Source organism: Micromonospora sp. U21, from assembly GCF_018070045.1.
In the GTDB taxonomy this organism is placed as follows: domain Bacteria; phylum Actinomycetota; class Actinomycetes; order Mycobacteriales; family Micromonosporaceae; genus Micromonospora.
In genome coordinates this window covers 191442-209936 of record NZ_JAGPYK010000003.1, presented here as the reverse complement: position 1 = coordinate 209936, position 18495 = coordinate 191442, and the positions used below count along the sequence as shown (strand labels likewise).

The 18495-nt window shown below is 73.7% G+C and carries 16 protein-coding genes and 1 pseudogene; 11 read left to right on the top strand and 6 right to left on the bottom strand.

The genetic code is table 11. The features are described 5' to 3' along the window. Window positions 1-6: 6 nt before the first annotated feature. Together KBX63_RS05620 and KBX63_RS05615 are read right to left on the bottom strand one after the other, a co-directional pair. A complete protein-coding gene (locus tag KBX63_RS05620; protein ID WP_210908916.1) occupies window positions 7-2328 on the bottom strand; it encodes a M64 family metallopeptidase in 2322 nt (773 codons plus the stop codon). 162 nt (window positions 2329-2490) lie between these two features. Next, entirely contained in the window at window positions 2491-2883 is a 393-nt protein-coding gene (locus KBX63_RS05615) for a hypothetical protein (protein ID WP_210908914.1), read from the bottom strand. A gap of 98 nt (window positions 2884-2981) precedes the next feature. Here KBX63_RS05615 and KBX63_RS05610 point away from each other — a divergent pair, with 98 nt between their 5' ends. The 5 genes from KBX63_RS05610 (at window position 2982) to KBX63_RS05590 (ending at window position 7625) form a co-directional block, all read left to right on the top strand. Beyond that, a complete protein-coding gene (locus tag KBX63_RS05610; protein ID WP_307871628.1) occupies window positions 2982-4139 on the top strand; it encodes a hypothetical protein in 1158 nt (385 codons plus the stop codon). A 123-nt stretch (window positions 4140-4262) separates the two neighbouring features. After that, the gene (locus tag KBX63_RS05605; RefSeq protein WP_210908913.1) at window positions 4263-5312 is read left to right on the top strand and encodes a nitronate monooxygenase family protein; all 1050 of its coding nucleotides are present in this window, start codon (window positions 4263-4265) and stop codon (window positions 5310-5312) included. A 63-nt stretch (window positions 5313-5375) separates the two neighbouring features. Next, the gene (locus KBX63_RS05600) at window positions 5376-6467 is read left to right on the top strand and encodes a cellulose binding domain-containing protein (RefSeq protein WP_210908908.1); all 1092 of its coding nucleotides are present in this window, start codon (window positions 5376-5378) and stop codon (window positions 6465-6467) included. A gap of 122 nt (window positions 6468-6589) precedes the next feature. Next, window positions 6590-7216, top strand: coding sequence for a hypothetical protein (locus tag KBX63_RS05595; RefSeq protein WP_210908905.1), 627 nt, complete (start codon window positions 6590-6592; stop codon window positions 7214-7216). 67 nt (window positions 7217-7283) lie between these two features. After that, window positions 7284-7625 (top strand): MmcQ/YjbR family DNA-binding protein, encoded by a 342-nt coding sequence (locus tag KBX63_RS05590; RefSeq protein ID WP_210908903.1) that lies wholly within the window; start codon window positions 7284-7286, stop codon window positions 7623-7625. A 37-nt stretch (window positions 7626-7662) separates the two neighbouring features. Here the strand turns inward: KBX63_RS05590 and KBX63_RS05585 are convergent, their stop codons facing one another. Continuing rightward, complete coding sequence (locus tag KBX63_RS05585; RefSeq protein ID WP_210908902.1) at window positions 7663-9693, bottom strand: glycosyl hydrolase family 28-related protein; 2031 nt, start codon at window positions 9691-9693, stop codon at window positions 7663-7665. Between the two features lie 204 nt (window positions 9694-9897). Between KBX63_RS05585 and KBX63_RS05580 the strand changes: the two genes are divergently transcribed. From KBX63_RS05580 to KBX63_RS05570, 3 genes are all read left to right on the top strand, one after another. Continuing rightward, on the top strand, window positions 9898-10989 hold the full coding sequence (locus KBX63_RS05580) for an NYN domain-containing protein (protein ID WP_210908900.1): 1092 nt from the start codon (window positions 9898-9900) through the stop codon (window positions 10987-10989). A 196-nt stretch (window positions 10990-11185) separates the two neighbouring features. Further along, entirely contained in the window at window positions 11186-11404 is a 219-nt protein-coding gene (locus KBX63_RS05575) for a hypothetical protein (RefSeq protein ID WP_074318338.1), read from the top strand. A 219-nt stretch (window positions 11405-11623) separates the two neighbouring features. Then, a complete protein-coding gene (locus KBX63_RS05570; RefSeq protein ID WP_210908898.1) occupies window positions 11624-11782 on the top strand; it encodes a hypothetical protein in 159 nt (52 codons plus the stop codon). A 41-nt stretch (window positions 11783-11823) separates the two neighbouring features. Here the strand turns inward: KBX63_RS05570 and KBX63_RS05565 are convergent, their stop codons facing one another. The 3 genes and pseudogenes from KBX63_RS05565 to KBX63_RS05555 form a co-directional block, all read right to left on the bottom strand. Continuing rightward, window positions 11824-12894 (bottom strand): Gfo/Idh/MocA family oxidoreductase, encoded by a 1071-nt coding sequence (locus tag KBX63_RS05565; protein ID WP_210908896.1) that lies wholly within the window; start codon window positions 12892-12894, stop codon window positions 11824-11826. Between the two features lie 275 nt (window positions 12895-13169). After that, a complete protein-coding gene (locus tag KBX63_RS05560) occupies window positions 13170-13835 on the bottom strand; it encodes a response regulator transcription factor (protein WP_210908893.1) in 666 nt (221 codons plus the stop codon). Window positions 13836-14255: 420 nt separating this feature from the next. After that, window positions 14256-15116, bottom strand: a pseudogene (locus KBX63_RS05555) (sensor domain-containing protein); the annotation flags it as partial. A gap of 193 nt (window positions 15117-15309) precedes the next feature. Here KBX63_RS05555 and KBX63_RS05550 point away from each other — a divergent pair. The 3 genes from KBX63_RS05550 to KBX63_RS05540 all read left to right on the top strand — a co-directional run bounded on the left by KBX63_RS05550 (window position 15310) and on the right by KBX63_RS05540 (window position 18471). Next, window positions 15310-16005, top strand: coding sequence for an SDR family oxidoreductase (locus tag KBX63_RS05550; RefSeq protein ID WP_210908888.1), 696 nt, complete (start codon window positions 15310-15312; stop codon window positions 16003-16005). Next, a complete protein-coding gene (locus tag KBX63_RS05545; RefSeq protein WP_210908887.1) occupies window positions 15999-17633 on the top strand; it encodes an MFS transporter in 1635 nt (544 codons plus the stop codon). The genes KBX63_RS05550 and KBX63_RS05545 overlap by 7 nt, the downstream gene beginning before the upstream one ends. Before the next feature lie 61 nt (window positions 17634-17694). Next, on the top strand, window positions 17695-18471 hold the full coding sequence (locus KBX63_RS05540) for a TetR/AcrR family transcriptional regulator (RefSeq protein WP_210908882.1): 777 nt from the start codon (window positions 17695-17697) through the stop codon (window positions 18469-18471). Window positions 18472-18495 lie beyond the last annotated feature (24 nt).

Here is an 18495-nt window from a genome sequence, read left to right as displayed (position 1 = left end):
TGCTGGCTACCCGGCAGTGCCCTGCTCGCGACCGCGGCGGCAGTGCCCCGCCGCCGCACCCCGCACCGTGGTGGGTGCGCCCAGGTCGACCGGGGCCGGACCGCCGCCCGTGCAGACCAGCGAGCCCACCTGGCCGCCGGCGAGGATGGGTGCGGCCGCGCCCGCGGTACCGGCCAGCACCAGCGGACCCGCCACCCGCGCCCCCACCGCGGTGACGTGGCCGGTGGTGCCGGTCAGCGTCACCGCGCCGCGTATTTCGGAGTTCAGCAGCTCGACGGCGGTGGCGCCGGTCGACACCACACTCCCGGCGATCGAGGACCGCTCCGCGACCAGGCCGGCGCCGGGCCGGACGATCACCCCGCCGGACACCGTCGCCGTGCGCAGGCAGGTGACACCGGCGCTGACCACCAGCGGGCCGGCGTGCCGGCCGGAGACCACGCTGGTGCAGGCCGGTGGCGCCGGGATCAGCGTGGCGACGAACGCACGGGCCGCGCCGATGTTGCCGACCGCGTCGATGCCCCGGTACTCGATGGTGTGCCGGCCGTAGCCGGGGGACCGCTCGGCGAACGGGGACACCGACAGGCCGCCCGGGCCGAGGTTGCCGTAGACCAGGCCGTCCACGTCGGTGCCGGTGGCGGTGAACAGGAAGGGCGACCGGGCGTCGGTGGGCCAGCCGTAGTAGTTGTGCCAGCCGTCGCCGTCGAGCCGGAACTCCGAGGTGACCTGCCCGGCGCCGTCGTCGGTGCCGGTCAGCCCCATGGTGAACGGCCCGTTGTACACGTACTCGGTGGGCCGGCCGGGCCGGGCCGTGGTCAGCAGCGGCTCGGAGAGGGCGTACCCGACGTCGGGCCGGGTGGCGTCGACCGTCCAGGTGCGGGTCACCGTCTCTGCGGTCACGCGGTCGCTGACCCGGGCGGTCAGCCGGTGGGTACCCCGCGACAGGCGCAGGGTGCCCAGATCGAGGTCCCGGTCGTTGCCGACGTCGGCCACCGGCCGGCCGTCGAGCGACCAGCGCACGCCGGGCACCCGGTCGGTGGGCTGGCTGGTCCGCACGTACACCACGTCGCGCGCGCCGACCGGCCGGTCGGTCGCGGTGGACCCGGTGATCGCCAGCGGCTCCGCCACCGGCGCGGTGCGCACCCCGGTGTCCACGGTCCAGGCGCGGGTCTGGGTCAGCGCGGGCGAGTTGCGCACCGCCGGGTCGCGGACGAACGCGGTCGGGTCGGTCACCGTGGCGGTGACCGTGTGCCGGCCGGGCGCGAGTCGCAGCGCCCGCAGGTCCAGGTGGCGGGCGTTGCCGGTACGCGGCACCGCCCTGCCGTCGACCGACCAGGTGACGGCCAGCGCGTGGCTCACCGGGTGCAGGGTGTCCACCCAGAGCACCCGGTCGGCGCCGACCGGCTGGTCGGTGGCCGTGCCGCCCTGCACGATGCCGACCCGGCCGGCGATCCGCTCGGTCATCTGCTCCCGGCCGACCTGGTCGAAGTAGAAGCCCAACGACTTCATCATCGAGTGCCGGCTCGGCCGCCACACCCCGCGCTGGAGGTACAGCCCACCCTCGTAGCGGCCGATCTCGCCGCCGGACTCGCTCGGCTCGCCCAGCCAGCGCCACCACTTGGCCCGGGTGTCACGCATCTGCTGCTCGGTCAGCACCGTGTGGTGCACCGAGTCGGGCTCCGGCCCGGTGTACGTGTCGCCGGGCACCCCACGGCCGTAGTAGTCGTACTCGTCCTGGAGCCCACCGAGCGAGTGGCCCAGTTCGTGCGGGCTGATCAGCGCGGAGAGAGCGTTGCCCCCGGAGGCGGTGGCGTTGCGGCCGCCCGCGCCGCCGTAGGTGCCGCTGTTGGCCAGGGCGATCAGCTGCCGGTTGCCCGGGTTGGTCCCGACGGCCAGGTCGGCGTACGTGTTCGCCGCCGCGCCGTCGACCGTCAACAGCCGCTGCACGCTGGCCGGGTCGCAGCCACCCCAGAAGCCCATGCCCAGCGCGGTTTCCCGCTGCGGCGCGGACAGGCTCGGGTCGCAGTCCACGCCCGACTCGGTGGAGACGATCTCGACGGCATAGACGTTGAAGTAGCTGCGGTAGGACTTGAACGGCTCGATCGTCCACAGCGTGTTGAGGTGCCGGTCGACGTGTGACCGGAAGGTCGGCAGGTCGGCTTCGGTGTAGCCGTCGCCGAGCAGCACCAGGTTGAACCGTTTCGCCGGGTCACCGGTGACCTGGATCGGCACCACGGTGGCGCCGTCCACCGGTGCGGCGGCGGCCGGTGTGGCGACCACCAGCCCCGCCGCGAGCATCGCCGCGACGCACAATCCCGCTCTGATCCGCACCCTGGCTCCCCTCCGTGTGCCGGGCGGCCCGACGGGTGCGGGACGCGGGTCTGCCGTTGGCCGCGCCCGCCGTGACCGTGGTCATCTCGGACCGTACCGGGGTGCGGGCCGACGCATAACCCTCCGCCGGCCGGTCGCGTCCGCAGTGGACCGGGCGGCGGGTCAGTCGACCAGCGCCACCGGGGACCGGTCGCGGTGGGGTGCGGCGGCCAACCCCAGTGCCAGCAGCGCGCACAGCGCGCCGACCAGGAAGAGCAGCGAGGCCGTCGGCTGGCCCAGCCACTCCCACAGCGGGTGCCATGCCGGGTGCGGTTCGCCGAGGTGGTGCTGCAGCAGGTGCGGCGCGGCCAGCAGCACCGGCAGCCACCACAGCACCATGGTCATGCCGAACAGGAAACTCGCCGTGCCGCTCACCCGGCGGCCCTCGGTGCGTCGGCTGGCCCAGCCGAAGACCAGCCAACCGGCCAGCGCGCCCTCGCCGGCGGTCGCGCGGACACCTGCGCAGCAGCCGCCGGTACCGGCGGGCCAGCGGGTGCATTCGCGCATTCCTGCCATGCCGGCACTATAGATAGATCATTTATGCCTGGGCAAGGATGTGGCGTCATCCCCGCGATAGCCACCGCCGGTGGCCTGGATCGGCCAGGATGGGCGAGGTGGCCGGCCACGGCCGTGGCGAGGAGGGCGGGGCGATGCGGGTACGGGTGCGGCTGACCCGGGGGCGGTACGCCCGCGCGGGAACGGCGCTGGGCACCCTGCTCGTCGGCGTGGTTCCGTTGGCACTGGTGCTGGCGCCGGGCGCGGCGCTGGCTGGCGCCCCCGGTGCCGGAACGCCGGTGTGTCAGGTGCGCGACGATCGGCTCAGGGAGATCTCCGGGATGGTCGCCACGGACGACGGGTACGTGGTGGTCAACGACGGCGCCGACGACGAGTCCCGCCGCCGGATCTTCTTCCTCGACCGGCGTTGCGCGGTGGCGCGGACGGTCACCTACCCGTCCCAGCCACGCGACACGGAGGACCTGGCCGTCGGCCCGGACGGCACCATCTGGGTCGCCGACGTCGGCGACAACGACCGCACCCGGGAGACGATCGCTCTGTGGCGGCTCGCGCCGGGCGCGGACCAGCCGGTGCTGCACCGGATGACGTACCCGGACCGCCCGCACGACGCGGAGGCGTTGCTGCTCGACGCGGACGGCCGGCCGCTGATCGTGACCAAGGGGGGCAGCGGCACGGTCTTCCTGTACGCGCCGACCACCGCACTGCGGCCCGCGGCGACGACGCCGCTGGCCTCGGTCGGTCAGGTGGTTCTGCCGGCCTCCACGACCAGCAACCCGTTCTCCTTCCTCGGCCGGGGCGTGGTGACCGGGGCGGCGAGCGCGCCGGACGGGCGTCGGGTGGTGCTCCGCAGCTACGCCGACGCCTTCGAGTACGACGTGCCCGGCGGCGACCTGGTCGCCGCGCTGACCAGCGGCGTCCCGCGGGTCACCCCGCTGCCGGACGAACCCCAGGGCGAGTCGATCACCTACAGCCGGGACGGCCGGTCGCTGCTCACCGTCTCCGAGTCCGCCGGCCAGCCGCAGGGCACCCACCCGGCGATCCTGCGGTACCCCGCCACGACGGGGACGGCCGCCACCCCACGCTCGACCGGGTCCACCACCGCCGGCCCGCTGGCGCCCACCGCGGCCCGCCCAGCGGCGGTGGACGTGGGCGTCGAGGGCGATCGGACCTGGCCGCTGGTGGCCGGCGCCGGGACGCTGCTGGCGCTGGTCGGGCTGGCTGGTGTGCTGTGGTGGCGACACACGGCCCGACAGTGACGGCAGCGTCCCGGCGAAGGTCGACGGGTGCCGGCGGCTCGTCCGGCGCGACCGGCCCGCCCCCGGCTGACGGACCCGAGCACCGACCGGTCGCGGGTCGGGTCGGTGCGCCAGGATGGGTGGATGTCCGTGCTGTCCGCGTTGCGCCACCCGATCGTCGCCGCCCCGATGGCCGGCGGCCCGTCCACACCGGCGCTCGTGTCGGCCGTCTGCTCCGCCGGCGGGTTGGGATTCCTGGCCGCCGGGATGATCGGCACCGGCCGGCTGGCCGCCGACATCGCCGAGGTTCGCGCCCGCACCGACCGGCCGTTCGGTGTCAACGTCTTCCTGCCGGGCTCCGGCACCGTCGACGAGGCCGCCATCCGGGCGTACGCCGACCGGCTCGCCCCGCAGGCCGGCCGGCGCGGGGTGACCCTGGGCGAGGCGGTGGGCGGCGACGACGGGTACCCGGACAAGCTGGCCATGCTGCTCGCCGACCCGGTCCCGGCGGTGTCCTTCGTCTTCGGGTTGCCCGACCGGGCCGTGGTGGCCGCGCTGCGCGAGCGAGGCACCGAGGTGTGGGCCACGGTCACCCGGCCGGACGCCGCCACGGCTGCCGCCGACCTCGGCGTGGACGCCGTGGTGGTGCAGGGCACCGAGGCGGGTGGGCATCGCGGTGGCCTGCCGGACGACGACGACTACGCGCTGCTGCCGCTGCTCCGGCTGGTCGCCGCCGACTGTGACCGGCCGCTGGTGGCCGCTGGCGGCATCGTCGACGGCCCCGGGGTTGCCGCGGTGCTGGCCGCGGGCGCCGCCGCCGCGCAGCTCGGCACGGCATTCCTGCGTTGCCCGGAGGCGGGCAGTTCACCGATGCACCGGGCGGCGGTGGCCAGCTCCGCACCGACCGCCCTGACCCGGGCGTACACCGGCAAGCGGGCTCGCGGCGTGGTCAACGACTTCCTGCGCCGGCACGACGCGGCGGCACCGGCCGGTTACCCGCAGGTGCTGCACCTGACCCGTCCGCTGCTCGCCGCCGCCCGCAGCGACGGGGACGCGTCCGTGCCGAACCTGTGGGCCGGGCAGGCGCACCCCCTGGCCCGGGACCTGCCGGCGGCCGAGCTGGTCGTCGAGGTCAGCGCCGGCGCCCGGACCGCGTTGGCGGCGGCGGCCGAGCGGGTGACCCACTGGGGCTGACCAGATCGCCGTCCGGCCCGGGTGGGCCGGACGGGGCGGAGGCGAAAGCCGTAGAGTCTCGCCGTGATCGAGATCGGCGCGCAGGTCGACCTGTCCCACCCGCCGGACCGGGTGTGGCTCGCATTGACGGATCGGGAGCTGCTCGGCCGGTGGTTCGCCGAGGCCGAAACGGTGGCGGGAGTCCCGGACCGGTTGGTGCTGCACACGGCCGGGTTGCCCGGCTTCGACGCCAACGTCGAGGTCGAGGTGACCGAGCGGCGGGTGCCGGAGCTGCTCGCGATGCGCTGCGACGAGGCCGGCCGGCTCACCGAGGTGACCTGTGTCGTCACCGCCACGAAGCAGGGCAGCCGGTTGGCGGTCCGGGAGGTCACGACACACGGCACCTGGTCCGCCGAGCAGCACGATCCACGGGAGCAGCAGCTGCGGCAGGCGCTGACCGTGCGCCTGCCGGCCATTCTCGACTGGCTCGCCTTCCAACAGGTGGACCTGCGGCGCGGCGAAGCCGGAATGACGACCGAACTGCCGACGATCGGCGAGCGCCCCGCCCGAGCCCTCCGCCGTCGCCGCACAGTGGTCGCGGTGCTGGCCGGGGTCGTACTGGTCGGAGGGCTGGCGGCATGGGTCACGTTGCCGGGTGAGCCGGACAGCGTCGCCGCACCGCCCCCGGCGACAGGGACACCGCCGTCGCCGTCGTCGTCCGTGGCGGCCGTCGCGCCCACCGGCACACCGAGGGCGACGCCCTCGGCGCGCCCCTCGCGGACCGCCGCGTCGCCGACCGCCCACCCGAGCCGCACCCCGACGGCGAAGCCGTCGCCCACCCTCGCCTCGGTCCCGGCGGCACCACCACCGGTGACCGCCACCTACCGCACCGACTCCAGTCGGCTGTTCGGCTACACCGGCGAGGTGGTGGTCGACAACCCGGGGGGCGCGCCGGCTGCGGACTGGGTCGTGGTGGTCACCCTCGCCGAGGGCAGCAGCGTCGACGACGTCGACGGCGCTGACGTGCGACAGGACGGGCGGACGCTCACCTTCACCGGGCCGGCCGTGCCGGCCGGCAAATCGCAGACGATCCGCTTCGACGTCCGCGACAGTCGACCGAAGGCCAGGGAACCGGAGAGCTGCACGGTGGGCGGCAGCCCGTGCGCGGGCGTCTGAGCGTGGGCCGCGACGGGCGGCGCACCGGTCGCCGGCGTGCCGCCTCCACCGGTTCTCGCCGCCCGCCGTCAGCGGCCCGACCCGAGGGCACGCGGGCGGGCGGTCGTCCCTAGGCTGGCGGCATGGCACTGCTGCACCGGGCGACCCTGCGCCCCTCGAAGATCGACCTGCTGGCGACCTGGCTGCCCGGACGACCGTGGTACCGGGGGCCGGCCGGCGCCGACGTGGTGAGCCTGGGCGCCTACCGCTTCGACGACCCCGCCGGCGCGGTCGGCATCGAGACGATCCTGGTCGGCGTCGCCGACGGGCCGGTCCACCAGGTTCCGCTCACCTATCGCGCCGAGCCCCTCGACGGCGCCGACGACCGGCTCGTCGGTACCACCGAGCACTCGGTGCTCGGCCCGCGCTGGGTGTACGACGGCTGCGCTGACCCGGTGTACGCCGTGGCGCTGGCCCACGCGATCCTCGCCGGCACCGGTCAGGCGGAGGAGTACTTCGAGGTCGACGGCCGACGTGAGCTGCGTGAGCCGACCATGACGATCGTGGCCAGCGGCACCGGGGCGCCCCCGGCCGGCGCCGCCGGACCGGTGGTCGACGAGGACGCCACGCTCATCCTCACCGACTCCGTCGAGCTGGTCGTCGTGCGCCGGCCCGGCGCTGGCGCAGCCGATGCCGCCGGGGCGGTCCTCAGTGGCAGCTGGAACGGCCAGCCGACGACCGTGCCGCTGGCGTACGCCCGACCGCGCTGACGCCACGGCGGCCCGGCTTCCCTCCAGCGGGCCGACCGGCCGGCCGACCGGCGGTTACGGTCGTGGCATGGTCAGTGTCGCCGACGTACGGGCCCTCGCCCGGACGCTGCCCCGCAGCAGCGAGCACCTGATCCGGGACCGGGTGAAGTTCCGGGTCGGGTCGATCGTCTACGTCGCGTTCTCCCGCGACGAGGCGACGATGGGCTTCGGGTTCCCCAAGCAGGAGCGGGCCGGGCTGGTCGCCGCCGAGCCGGACCTGTTCTTCCTGCCCGGCGAATCCGACCTGCGCTTCCACTGGGTGTGCTGCCACACGGGGCGACTGGGGCACGGGTACATGACCGAGCTGGTCACCGAGGCATGGCGGATGGTGGTGCCGAAGTTCCTGGCCCGGCAGCGGCTGGGCAGCTGACGGCGGACGGGGGCCCGGGTGTCCGGGCCCCCGTCCGCTACCAGCGGGCCGGTGGCGGTGGTGGCGACACCGGTGGCCGGTCGTCGCAGGTGATGGTGTTCGGCAGCAGCCACGGGGCCAACCAGCCGCCGTCGTTGCCGCCGAGGTCGGTCAACGCGAACTCCGAGCCGGCCGGGGTGAAGTGGAAGGACCCGCAGTTGTTGACGCCGACCGCACCGACGTTGCGAGCGTCCACGTTGGCGAACGAGGCCGACCCGGCCGCCCGGGCGCTGACCACCGAGGTGCCGGTGCCGTCGACCCGGATGTCCCGGAACCGCACGTTGGTGATGGAGTAGAGGTCCTTCACCGGCCAGTCGCTGACCAGCATGATCGCGTTGTAGGTGTTGTCGAGGTACGCGTCACCGACCACCTCGATGGTCGCGTCGATGCTCCGGTCCAGGGCGAAGATCCAGATCGCGCCCAGCCCGATGTTCCAGTTCAGCTCGTACGTCCCGGCGCGTGCGGTGGTGTTGTTGGTGATCCACAGGTGCCCGGTGAACGGCTCCGCGCCGAAGCGGGAACCGGCGTGGATGCCGCTGCCCTCGCGCACCGGGTCGGCGATGAGGTTGTTCGACACGGTGTTGTCCGTGCCGCCGTAGATGGCGATGCCGTTGGCCAGCGTCGGGGACTGCACGGTGTTGTGGTCGAACGTGTTCCGCGTGTTGGCCGTCTTCTCCGACCACATCGCCAGGCCGTCGTCCCCGGTGTTGCGGACGAAGTTGTGGGCGACGAGCGAGTCGGTGACCCCGGTGTGGAAGTTGAGCGCGTCCGCGATCTGGTCGACGATGACGTTGTTCGTGACGCGGACGTTGGTCATCGGGCCGTCGAACCACAGGCCCACCTTGGTGTGGTGCAGGTAGAGCCCGTCGATGGTCGAGTCGCTCATCGCCCCGCCGATGGCGTTGACCTGGTCGGTGTCGATCCGCTCCCGGACGTCGCCCTCGATGGCGAAGCCGGAGAGGTGGACGTTACGGCTGCCGCCCTCAGCGGCGTCGCGGCCGTAGAAGCCGACGCCGGTGTGCACCGAGCCGTCCGGGGCCGGCGTCGGCAGGGCGACCTCGCGGCCCTTGATGATGGTGTACCAGCTGCCGGCGCCCACGATGGTCACGTCGTCGACGATGATGTGTCGGTTGACCTGGTAGGTGCCCGGCGGGATGTACACCTTCAGGTGGGTGCGCCGGGCGAAGGAGATGGCCCGGTCCAGGGCTGCGGCGGAGTCCCGCCGGCCGGTGGGGTCGGCGCCGAAGGCCAGCACGTTCGCCGCGAGGACCCGGACGTGCGGCGGCGCGACCAGCTCGGAGTCCAGCAGGTCGATGACGGTCCAGGCGGCGGCGCTGCCGGGCGGCGCGGTGAGCCGGATCCGGTCACCGGCCCGGTAGGTGCGTCCGAGCAGGAGCCGCTGCTCGTCGTAGAAGTGGGTGGGCCGGAACGGCGTGCTGATGGTCGGGTACGGCGTGGTGGCCGACGGCACGCACGAGCACTCGGTGATCCACCAGTCCGGGTGCAGCAGCCCGGCCTGGGGGTCGTTGGAGAACGGGTACTGGTTGTAGAGCCACGAGTACTGCGAGGTCAGCGTCATGCTGCGGACGTGCCGGCCGTTGACCGCGACGCCCAGCGGGGCGGTGATCCCGCCGCCCTGCGGCGTGTCCGGGATGCTGTACCGCACGGTGATCGCGTTCGCCGCGCTGGGCAGGACGAACTCGACGTGCTGGCCGGGGGTGAGCCGCACCGCCCGGCGGCCGGAGGCCTCCGCGGGCAGCGTGTAGGCGGACCGGTCCGGGCCGATGATCTCGCCGTTGGTGCGGGCGTTCTCCGCCTCCTGTTCGACGAAGTCGACGTCGGCGCCGCGTCCCGCGACCAGCGCCGGGTCGAGGGCGGCCCGGGTGACCACCGGCTGCGCGCCGGCGGGTGGCGCGGCGGTCGCGGCGGGCCCACCGCCCAGTAGCGCGAGGACGGTCACAGCCACGACCGCGCCTGCGGTCAGTGGCCGCCGGGGGCGTCGCCGCGCCGGCGTTGTGCTCCGGGACATGGGACTCTCCTCTGTGGTCCGCGCGCTCTCACCGGCGCTCAGCATCGACCGCCATGATGCCAGTGGCGAACGTCACGTTGCAAGAGCAAGATGGAAACATGAAAGGCGACGACCGGTGGGCAGAAAGAAACCGACAAGGGGATGCGACGCTCCCCTTCGCTCAGCTCCACCGGATGGGTTGTCGGCGGGCGTAGGCTGAACCGCGTGGATCAAGAAGACCGGATCGCCCTGTTCCTCGACTACGAGAACCTCGCGCTGGGGGCTCGCGACAACCGTGGCGGCATGGCCTTCGACTTCCGGCCCATCGCCGACGCCCTGGCCGAGCGGGGGCGTGTGGTGGTGCGCCGGGCGTACGCCGACTGGTCGTACTTCGACGAGGACCGCCGGATGCTCACCCGGTCGCACGTCGAACTGATCGAGATCCCGCAGCGGATGGGGGCGTCGCGCAAGAACGCGGCCGACATCAAGATGGCCGTGGACGCCATCGAGCTGGCCTTCGAGCGCGACTACATCTCCACCTTCGTGATCTGTAGTGGCGACAGCGACTTCACCCCGCTGGTGCACAAGCTCCGCGAGCTGAACAAGCGGGTCATCGGTGTCGGAGTCGAGGGGTCGACCTCGGCGCTGCTTCCGCCGGCGTGCGACGAGTTCCTCTACTACGACCGGCTGGAGGGTGTGGACATCCCGCCGACCCGCGCCCGGCGCGGCCGTCCGGTGCGGCAGCCGGGCCCGGACCTGCGTCCATCCGAGCCGGAGCGGGAGCAGGAGCCGGAGGAGGAGCGGCAGCCGACGGGGGAGGAGCCCGGCCGGGACGTGGACGCCCTCGCCGTGCTGGTGGCCCAGACGGTGGCCGGGCTGCAGGGCAGCGCCAACGGCGAGGTGACCGCCTCCCGACTCAAGCGCACCCTGCTTCGCAAGGACCCGACGTTCAGCGAGTCCGACTACGGGTTCCGCACCTTCGGTGAACTGCTGCGCCACCTCGCCGCGCACAACGTGATCGAGTTGGCCGAGGGCCCCGCGAAGGGCGACCCGGAGGTCTCGTTGCCCGAGCACGGCGATCGGGAGGTGGCCTTCGGCCTGCTCCGTGGTGTCGTGGCGGACCTGGGCAGCGGCGGCAACCCGGTGGCGCTGTCCGGGCTGAAGAACCAGCTGCGCCGGGCCCGGCCCGACTTCAGCGAGAAGAAGCTCGGCTATCGCAGCTTCCTCCAGTTCTGCAAGGCCGCAGCGACCGGCGGAGTGGTCGACCTGCGCTGGAGCCCCGAAGCGGACGACTACCTGCTCACCGCGCAGGGGTGAATGCAGCCGGCCCCTGGCCGGCGTGTCCACCGGCACCTCGCCCGGCCCTGATCCGCTGCTCAGGACGGGAGGAGTGGCCGCGGTGGCTTCCCCATGTCTCGAGTTGACCCGAACTGCGCCCGAATTACGGCCATTGTCCCGCTCTAGGCCCACCTGCGCCGTACCCCTTGCCGCGGAATTGCTATACGGTCGGCGAATGATGGTGGAGGAACACTGGTGGAACGGTGACACGACCCCGCGCGGGCGCCGGGACGTGTACATCCGTACTGACGGGCAGGGTTGGGAGGTCCGCGCCCAGATCGGCGGGGCGTCGGGTCGTGAGCGGGTGCAGCAGTGCCCCAGCCGGGCCTCGGCGGCCATCCTCGCCGACGCCTGGCGCGGCACCCACCCTTCCTGGCGCGAACTGACGCGCTGATCCGGCACCGGGCCGGGCCGGCAACGCTCCGAGGCTCCAGCCCGGCGCGGTCACCGGCCGGCCCGGCGCACGGCTCACCCCGCCGTTCTCAACATCGATGTGAATCCCCTCGACCACTACTGACCATCACGTGATCGAGTGGATCTGGGCAGTCCCCGTGTCCCCCGCGTCAGGCGGGGTACACCGAGGGAGGCCGGTTTTGCCCGATGGAGGTCGCCCATGTCGCAGGGTCCCGACGAGGAGAACCCGAGGGTCGAGGAGGAGGCGCGGGAGGCCGAGCGTCGGCTGGCCGCGCTCACCGACCGGTCCGAGGACGCGCTGACCGACGAGGAAGCCCTGGTGTCGGACGTCGCCCGCACCGAGCAGGACGCCGGGTAGGGCCGGCCCGAGCCGAGCCGGCCCCATCCTGAACGCAGAGGTCAGGCGCCCGGGTTCGTCGGAACCGGGAGCACCACACCCTCGGCGGCCGACCGGTGCGCCAACTCGATCAACTTGACGATGGCGACCGGGTCCCGCGGATCCACCGGCATCGGCGTGCCGTCCCGCAGCGCCGCCGCCACCTGCTGGTAGAAGCTCTGGTACGAGCCAGGCTGGGTGGGCACCGGCCGAAGGTCACCGTCGACGCCGAGCAGGCCGTACCGCTCCGCCGGGACCTCGCCCCAGCCCGGCTGGTCCGGCCGGCCACCGTCGTGCAGCGCCGCTTCCTGCACGTCCAACCCGTACGTCGTGTAGCCGGCCCGGTCACCGAGCACCCGCAGCCGGGGCCCGAGCTGAGCGGTCAGCGCGCCCATCCACAGGTGCGAGTGGACCCCGTTCGCGTGGGTCAACGCCACGAACGCGTCGTCGTCGACCTCGGCGCCCTCGCGGCGGCGGTCGACCTCGGCGTAGACGCGGTCGACGGGGCCGAAGAGCTGCACCGCCTGGTCGATGAGGTGGGCACCGAGGTCGAAGAGGGCGCCCCCGGCCTCCTCCGGGCCGGCAAGCTCCCGCCAGCCCGGCTTGATCGTCGGACGGAAGCGCTCGAACCGGGACTCGAAGCGGAGCACCCGCCCCAGTTCGCCCTGCTCCACGAGGCCGCGTGCGGTCAGGAAGTCGCCGTCCCACCGGCGGTTCTGGAACACCGTCAGCGGCACTCCCCGGCGGGTGGCCTCCTCGACCAGCGCGCCACTCTCGGCGGAGGTGGGGGCCAGCGGCTTGTCGACGACGACCGGCAGGCCGGCGGCCAGCGCCGCCCGGGCCATCGGCACGTGCAGCCGGTTCGGCGTCGCCACCACGACCAGGTCCAGCGCGTCGGGCGTACGCCACAGCTCGTCCGCGTCGTCGACCAGGCGGGCGTCCGGGTGGTGCTGCCGGGCCTGCTCGCGCCGCTGCGGATCGCGGGTCATGATGGCGTCCAGCCGCAGCCCGGGCGTCGCGGCGATCAGCGGTGCGTGGAACACCCGGCCCGCCAGCCCGTACCCCAGCAGACCGACCCGCAGCGCCTCCGCCATGCCGTACTCCCGTCTCCCGGTCCGCGCCCTGGTGACGGCGGTCCCGGTGATCGAATCTACGCCCCGGCCGGCCAGGCCCGGCCCGCGCCCGGCTCGACAACGGCGCAGACCGGTCACTCAGTGGCTGCCTGGATCCGGTGGGCACCGATCTGTTGAGCGTTATACCTGTGCGTCATATCTATGACTCACAGGTATAACGCTCGCCGGAGCGACATGCCTGGTACGCGCCACGACAGACGGAGCCGTCGAGCTGGCGGCGGACGTGGTGAGTCTGGTCAGCTGGCTGGGTCGGCGCGCAGGTAGGTGAGCACCGCGAGCACCCGGCGGTTGGTGTCGTCGCTGGGCGGCAGGTCGAGCTTCAGCAGGATGTTGCCGACGTGCTTGCCGACCGCCGCCTCGGTGACGTGCAGCCGGGCGGCGATCGACGCGTTGGACCGGCCCTCGGCCAGCAGCGCCAGCACCTCGCGTTCCCGGGCGGAGAGTGCGGCGAGCGGGTCGCGCGGGCGGTGCAGCAGCTGCCGGACGACGTCCGAGTCGATGGCGGTGCCGCCGGCGGTGACCCGGTGCAGCGTGTCGACGAACTCGGCGACCTCGGCCACCCGGTCCTTGAGCAGGTAGCCCACTCGCTGGCCGTCGCCGCTGTCCAGCAGCGCGGCGGCGTACCCGGTCTGCACGTACTGGCTCAGCACCACGACCGGCAGCTGGGGCCGCTCGGCGCGCAACGCCACGGCCGCGCGCAACCCGTCGTCGCGCCGGCCGGGCGGCATCCGGATGTCGGTCAGCACCAGGTCGGGCCGGTGCGCGCGGGCCGCGTCCAGCAGCTCCGGAGCCGAGCCGACGGCCGCGCACACCGCGAAGTCGAAGCGGGTGAGCAGCGCGACGAGGCCCTCGCGCAGCAGCACCTCGTCCTCGGCCAGCACGACACGGGTCACGGACGGCATGGCAGCTCCACCCGGACCAGGGTGGGCCCGCCGGCCGGGCTGGACAGCAGCAGCCGGCCGTCCGCGGCGGCGACCCGGTCGGCGAGGCCGGTCAGGCCGGTGCCCCCGGGCGGGGTCGGCGCCCCCACGGCCGTCGTCGAGAACCTCGACGACGAGGTCACCGCCGGTCCGAGTGAGGCGCACCTCGGCGCGGGTCGCCCCCGCGTGCCGGGCCACATTGCCCAGCGCCTCCGACACCACGAAGTAGGCGGTGGTCTCGACGATCTCCGGTAGCTCGCCGTCGAGATCGGTCCGTACGGCGACCGCGACGGTGGCCGCGTCGGCCAGCTCCCGTACCGCACCGGCGAGACCGAGGTCGGTGAGGCTCTGCGGCCGGATGCCGTGCACCAGCTGCCGGAGCATCACCATCAGGCCCCGGGCCTGGTCGTGCGCGACGGCCAACGGCCGGGCCGCGGGGGAGTCGTCGGGCACGTCCAGCCGGGCCAGGCCCAGTTGGAGGGTGAGGCTGGTCAGCCGGGGTTGGGCGCCGTCGTGCAGGTCGCGTTCGATCCGGCGCCGTTCGGCCTCGTACGCGCCGACCAGTCGGGTCCGGGACCGGGCGACCTCGCGCAGCGCCGCCGCGTCGACCGGCCAGGCCAGCGCCCACCGCGCCACGGCGGCCTGGGTGGCGGCGAGCAGCCCCGCCGCGTACCAGAGCACCGGGATGAGCAGCACACCCACGATCGCGTACGGGACGGCCGCGCCAGGGCTGTCCAGCGTGCGCCAGATCACGACCGGCTGGTTGCTGTCGCCGGCCAGCCAGGGGCTGGTGACCAGCCCGAGGTCGACCAGCACCACCAGCAGCAACACCCAGTACGCGATCGGCACGAACCCGCCCAGCCAGAACACGTACGCCACCTCCCGCCAGCCGGCGGCGGTGCGGTAGCGGGCGGCCAGGCCCGGCCACGGCGATCGGGGCACCGGGCGGCCGTCCACGAGGCCGAGCCGCCACCGCTCGACGGCGGCCACCGGGAAGCTCACGATCGGCGCCAGCGCCAGCAGGGTGAGGCTGCCGACGGCCAGGAACAGCACGAGCGGGATCTCCGGCGACCGGCCGTGCAGCCATACCGCGTTGAGGGCGGCCAGCAGCGGCGCGACGACGACGAGCAGCCCGACGGCGAGCACACCGGCGACCGGCACCGTGCTGACCAGGTAGACCAGCGCGCGCCAAGGCCAGGCGGAGACCAGCCAGCCGCGGCGGCGCAGCGCCTCGGCCAGGTGACGGGGTTGTTCCGGGGTCATGACGCAGACGCTATTCGTCGCGCCCGGGCCGACCCAGCCGTCCAGATCCACTCCTGAGGTATGCCCAGCCCTACCGTCGCCGGCCCGAAGACGGGCACGGAGGCCCGGCGGGACGGGTGTGGTGTGGCCGGAAACGGGAAGAACGCGCCGTCACGCCACCCGCGTGACCTGTGCTGGCGGCGGCTGGAGAGACATGGGTGCCAGAACCTTCGTGGTGGTCGGCGCTACCAGCGGGCTCGGCCTCGCGGTGGCCCGGCTGCTGGTCGACGAGCACCACGTCGTGGTGCTCGGCAACGTGGCGGCTGAGGTCGCCGCGGTGACCGACGAACTGGGCTGCGCCGGCGCGGTGTGTGACGTCTCCTCCTACGAGCAGGTTCGCGACGCGTTCGCCAAGGTGGTGGGGCGCTACGGCACCATCGACGGGGTGGCGGCCTGTGCGTCGATGTGGGCGGGCGGCGACCTGGCGGACCTTTCCGTGGAGCACATCCGGCGGGCCGTGGAGATCAACGTGCTGGGCACCACGTACCTGTTCCGGGAGACGCTGGAGCACCTGCACCGGCAGGGCTACGGCAACGTGGTGTACGTCGGCGCGATGGCGGTGACATCCCCCCGGCCCGGCATCCCGGTGTACCGGGCGACCAAGAGCTACGGCAGCAGCCTGGTCGAGTCGCTGGCCGAGGCCCAGCACAGCAACCAGGTCAAGGTGATGCAGCTGCATCCCGGACCGATGCCGACCCGACTGCAGGAACGGGTCGGCGCCGAGTTCCTGGACGAGGTGTACGCCATGCCCGAGCAGGTCGCCCCCGAGGTCGTCCGGCTGCTGCTGCTCGAACCCGACGATCTCTACGTCTCCGGCGAGCGCGTGCTGCGCGCGGACGGGCGGTGGTGACGGCGGAAGCCGGACCCGCCGAGCGTCCGGCTTCGGCGTGGGCGCCGCTGCGGACCGCCGTCTATCGCAACCTGTGGCTGGCCCTGCTCGCCGCCAACATCGGCACCTGGATGCAGACGGTCGGCGCGCAGTGGCTGCTGATCCACCACTCCAACGCCTCCACCCTGGTCGCCCTGGTCCAGACCGCCAGCCTGCTGCCCGTGCTGCTGCTGGCGCTGCCCGCCGGCGTGCTGGCCGACAACTTCGACCGTCGGCACCTGCTGATCGCCGTACAGCTGTTCCTGGTGGCGGTGGCGGCGGCGTTGACCCTGCTCACCGTCACCGACCGGATGCCGCCCGCGCTGCTGCTCACCCTCACCTTCGCGTTCGGGGTCGGGCAGGCGCTCACCCTGCCGGCCTGGGCGGCGGTGGTCCCGGAGCTGGTGCCGCAGGACCAGCTCCGGGCGGCATCCGCGCTCGGTTCGATCAGCGTGAACATGGCGCGGGCGGTCGGGCCGGCGGTGGCCGGCGTGTTGATCGCCCGGACCGGTGTCGCCCCGGTCTTCGCGCTCAACGCCGTCGCGTTCCTGATCTTCACGTATGCGTTGGCGCGCTGGAAACCGGGCAACGCCCGCGCGGTCGAGGTGCCCGAGCGGTTCACTGCGGCGCTGCGGGCCGGCAGCCGCTACGTGCGGCACTCGCCGACCGTCCGCCGGTTGTTGCGCCGTGCGCTGGTCTTCGTGATCCCGGCCAGCGCCCTGTGGGCGCTGCTGCCGCTGGTGGCCGACCGGCGGCTCGGGCTGGGCTCCGGCGGGTACGGTCTGCTGCTGGCAGCCCTCGGGGTGGGGGCTGTCGCCGGTGGCCTGCTGCTGGCCGTGATCCGGACCCGGCTGTCGGCCAACCAGCTCCTGTTCATCGCCGGGGTGCTGTTCACCGCCGCGTTGACGGTGGTCGGCACGGTGCGGGCGGTGCCGCTGGTGCTCATCGCACTGCTGCCCGCCGGGTTGGCCTGGGTGACGGTGCTGGCCAACGTCAACGCCGAGATGCAGGTCTTCCTACCGAGCTGGGTGCGAGCCCGAGGGCTGGCCGTCTACCAGGTCTTCTTCGCCGGCGGGCAGGCGGTGGGCGCGTTCGTCTGGGGTCTGGTGGCCGACCTGGCCGGGCTGGTGATCGCCTATCTCGCTGCGGCGGCGTTGATGCTGGTCGGCACCGTGACCAGTCGGATCTGGCCGCTGCCGGACCTGCGTACGGTGAACCGGGACCCGGCCGCCTACTGGCCGCAGCTGCACCTGGCGCACGAGCCGGACCCCCGGGTGGGGCCGGTGCTGGTGACCGTGCAGTACACCGTCCGGCCCGAGCGGACACAAGCGTTCCTCGCGGCCATGGACCTGGTGCGCGGGGCCCGCCAGCGGACCGGCGCGATGCGCTGGGGGCTGTTCCGGCCGGCCGAGACCACGGACCGGTTCGTCGAGGTGTACCTGGTGCCGTCCTGGGACGAGCACCTGCGCCAGCACGGCGGCCGGTTGACGAGCGAGGACCGTCAGGCCGAGGAGCGGGCCCGGGAGTTGACCGACGGCGAACCGGAGGTGCGGCACCTGGTGCCGGCGGCCGCCGGTCCGACGCTGACCGACGACCGGGAAGCGCTCTGACGTCGGCAGCGGGCCGGCACGCGGCGTACGGCGTACGGCCGATTGCTAGGATGGCCGCACCATGGCGAGTGAGCGCAAGGCGACCGCGGACCCGGCCCGCAGCCTGGCAATCCTGTGGCGCACCCGGGAGCCGACCAGCCGCACCGCCGGGCCGGGGCTCAGCGTCGACCGGATCGTCCGGGCCGCCATCGCCATCGCGGACGCCGAGGGCCTCGACGCGCTGACCATGCGCCGGGTCGCTGAGGCGCTGGGCGTCGGCACCATGTCGGTCTACACCTACGTGCCGGGCAAGGCCGAACTCGTCGACGTCATGATCGACACCGTGTACGGCGAGATGCCCCGTGCCGCCGTCGCCGGCAACTGGCGGGCCCGACTGGAGCGGATCGCCCGGGACAATCTCGCCCTCTACCAGCGCCACCCCTGGATGCTGCGAGCCGAGACGACCCGACCCGTGCTCGGCCCCCACCTGGTGGGCAAGTACGACCACGAGCTGAACGCGGTCGCCGACATCGGGCTCACCGACGTGGAGATGGACGCCGTTCTCACCCTCGTCCTCGGGCACGTGAAGAGTGCCGCGCGTGCCGCGTCCGAGGTGGTCGACCTGGAGCGGGAGACCGGCATGACCGACGGCCAGTGGTGGCAGTCGCACGCGCCCTGGCTGGAGAGGGTCATGACGGCCGGCAGCTACCCGACCGCCGCCCGGGTCGGCACCGCGGCGGGCCAGCAGCACGGCGCCGCGTACGGGCCGGAGTACGCCTTCGAGTTCGGCCTGCAACGCGTCCTGGACGGCATCTCGGTGGTGGTCGCCGAGCGGGCGGCCGCCGGCCAACCCGGATAGCCACCGGCGGCCGGAGGCGGCGTC

Excerpts from the sequence above, each read along its gene's own strand:
- KBX63_RS05615 (WP_210908914.1), bottom strand. The coding sequence starts at position 2,883 with ATGGCAGGAATGCGCGAATGCACCCGCTGGCCCGCCGGTACCGGCGGC.
- KBX63_RS05605 (WP_210908913.1), top strand. The coding sequence starts at position 4,263 with ATGTCCGTGCTGTCCGCGTTGCGCCACCCGATCGTCGCCGCCCCGATG.
- KBX63_RS05595 (WP_210908905.1), top strand. The coding sequence starts at position 6,590 with ATGGCACTGCTGCACCGGGCGACCCTGCGCCCCTCGAAGATCGACCTG.
- KBX63_RS05590 (WP_210908903.1), top strand. The coding sequence starts at position 7,284 with ATGGTCAGTGTCGCCGACGTACGGGCCCTCGCCCGGACGCTGCCCCGC.
- KBX63_RS05585 (WP_210908902.1), bottom strand. The coding sequence starts at position 9,693 with ATGTCCCGGAGCACAACGCCGGCGCGGCGACGCCCCCGGCGGCCACTG.
- KBX63_RS05575 (WP_074318338.1), top strand. The coding sequence starts at position 11,186 with ATGATGGTGGAGGAACACTGGTGGAACGGTGACACGACCCCGCGCGGG.
- KBX63_RS05570 (WP_210908898.1), top strand. The coding sequence starts at position 11,624 with ATGTCGCAGGGTCCCGACGAGGAGAACCCGAGGGTCGAGGAGGAGGCG.
- KBX63_RS05565 (WP_210908896.1), bottom strand. The coding sequence starts at position 12,894 with ATGGCGGAGGCGCTGCGGGTCGGTCTGCTGGGGTACGGGCTGGCGGGC.
- KBX63_RS05560 (WP_210908893.1), bottom strand. The coding sequence starts at position 13,835 with ATGCCGTCCGTGACCCGTGTCGTGCTGGCCGAGGACGAGGTGCTGCTG.
- KBX63_RS05550 (WP_210908888.1), top strand. The coding sequence starts at position 15,310 with ATGGGTGCCAGAACCTTCGTGGTGGTCGGCGCTACCAGCGGGCTCGGC.
- KBX63_RS05540 (WP_210908882.1), top strand. The coding sequence starts at position 17,695 with ATGGCGAGTGAGCGCAAGGCGACCGCGGACCCGGCCCGCAGCCTGGCA.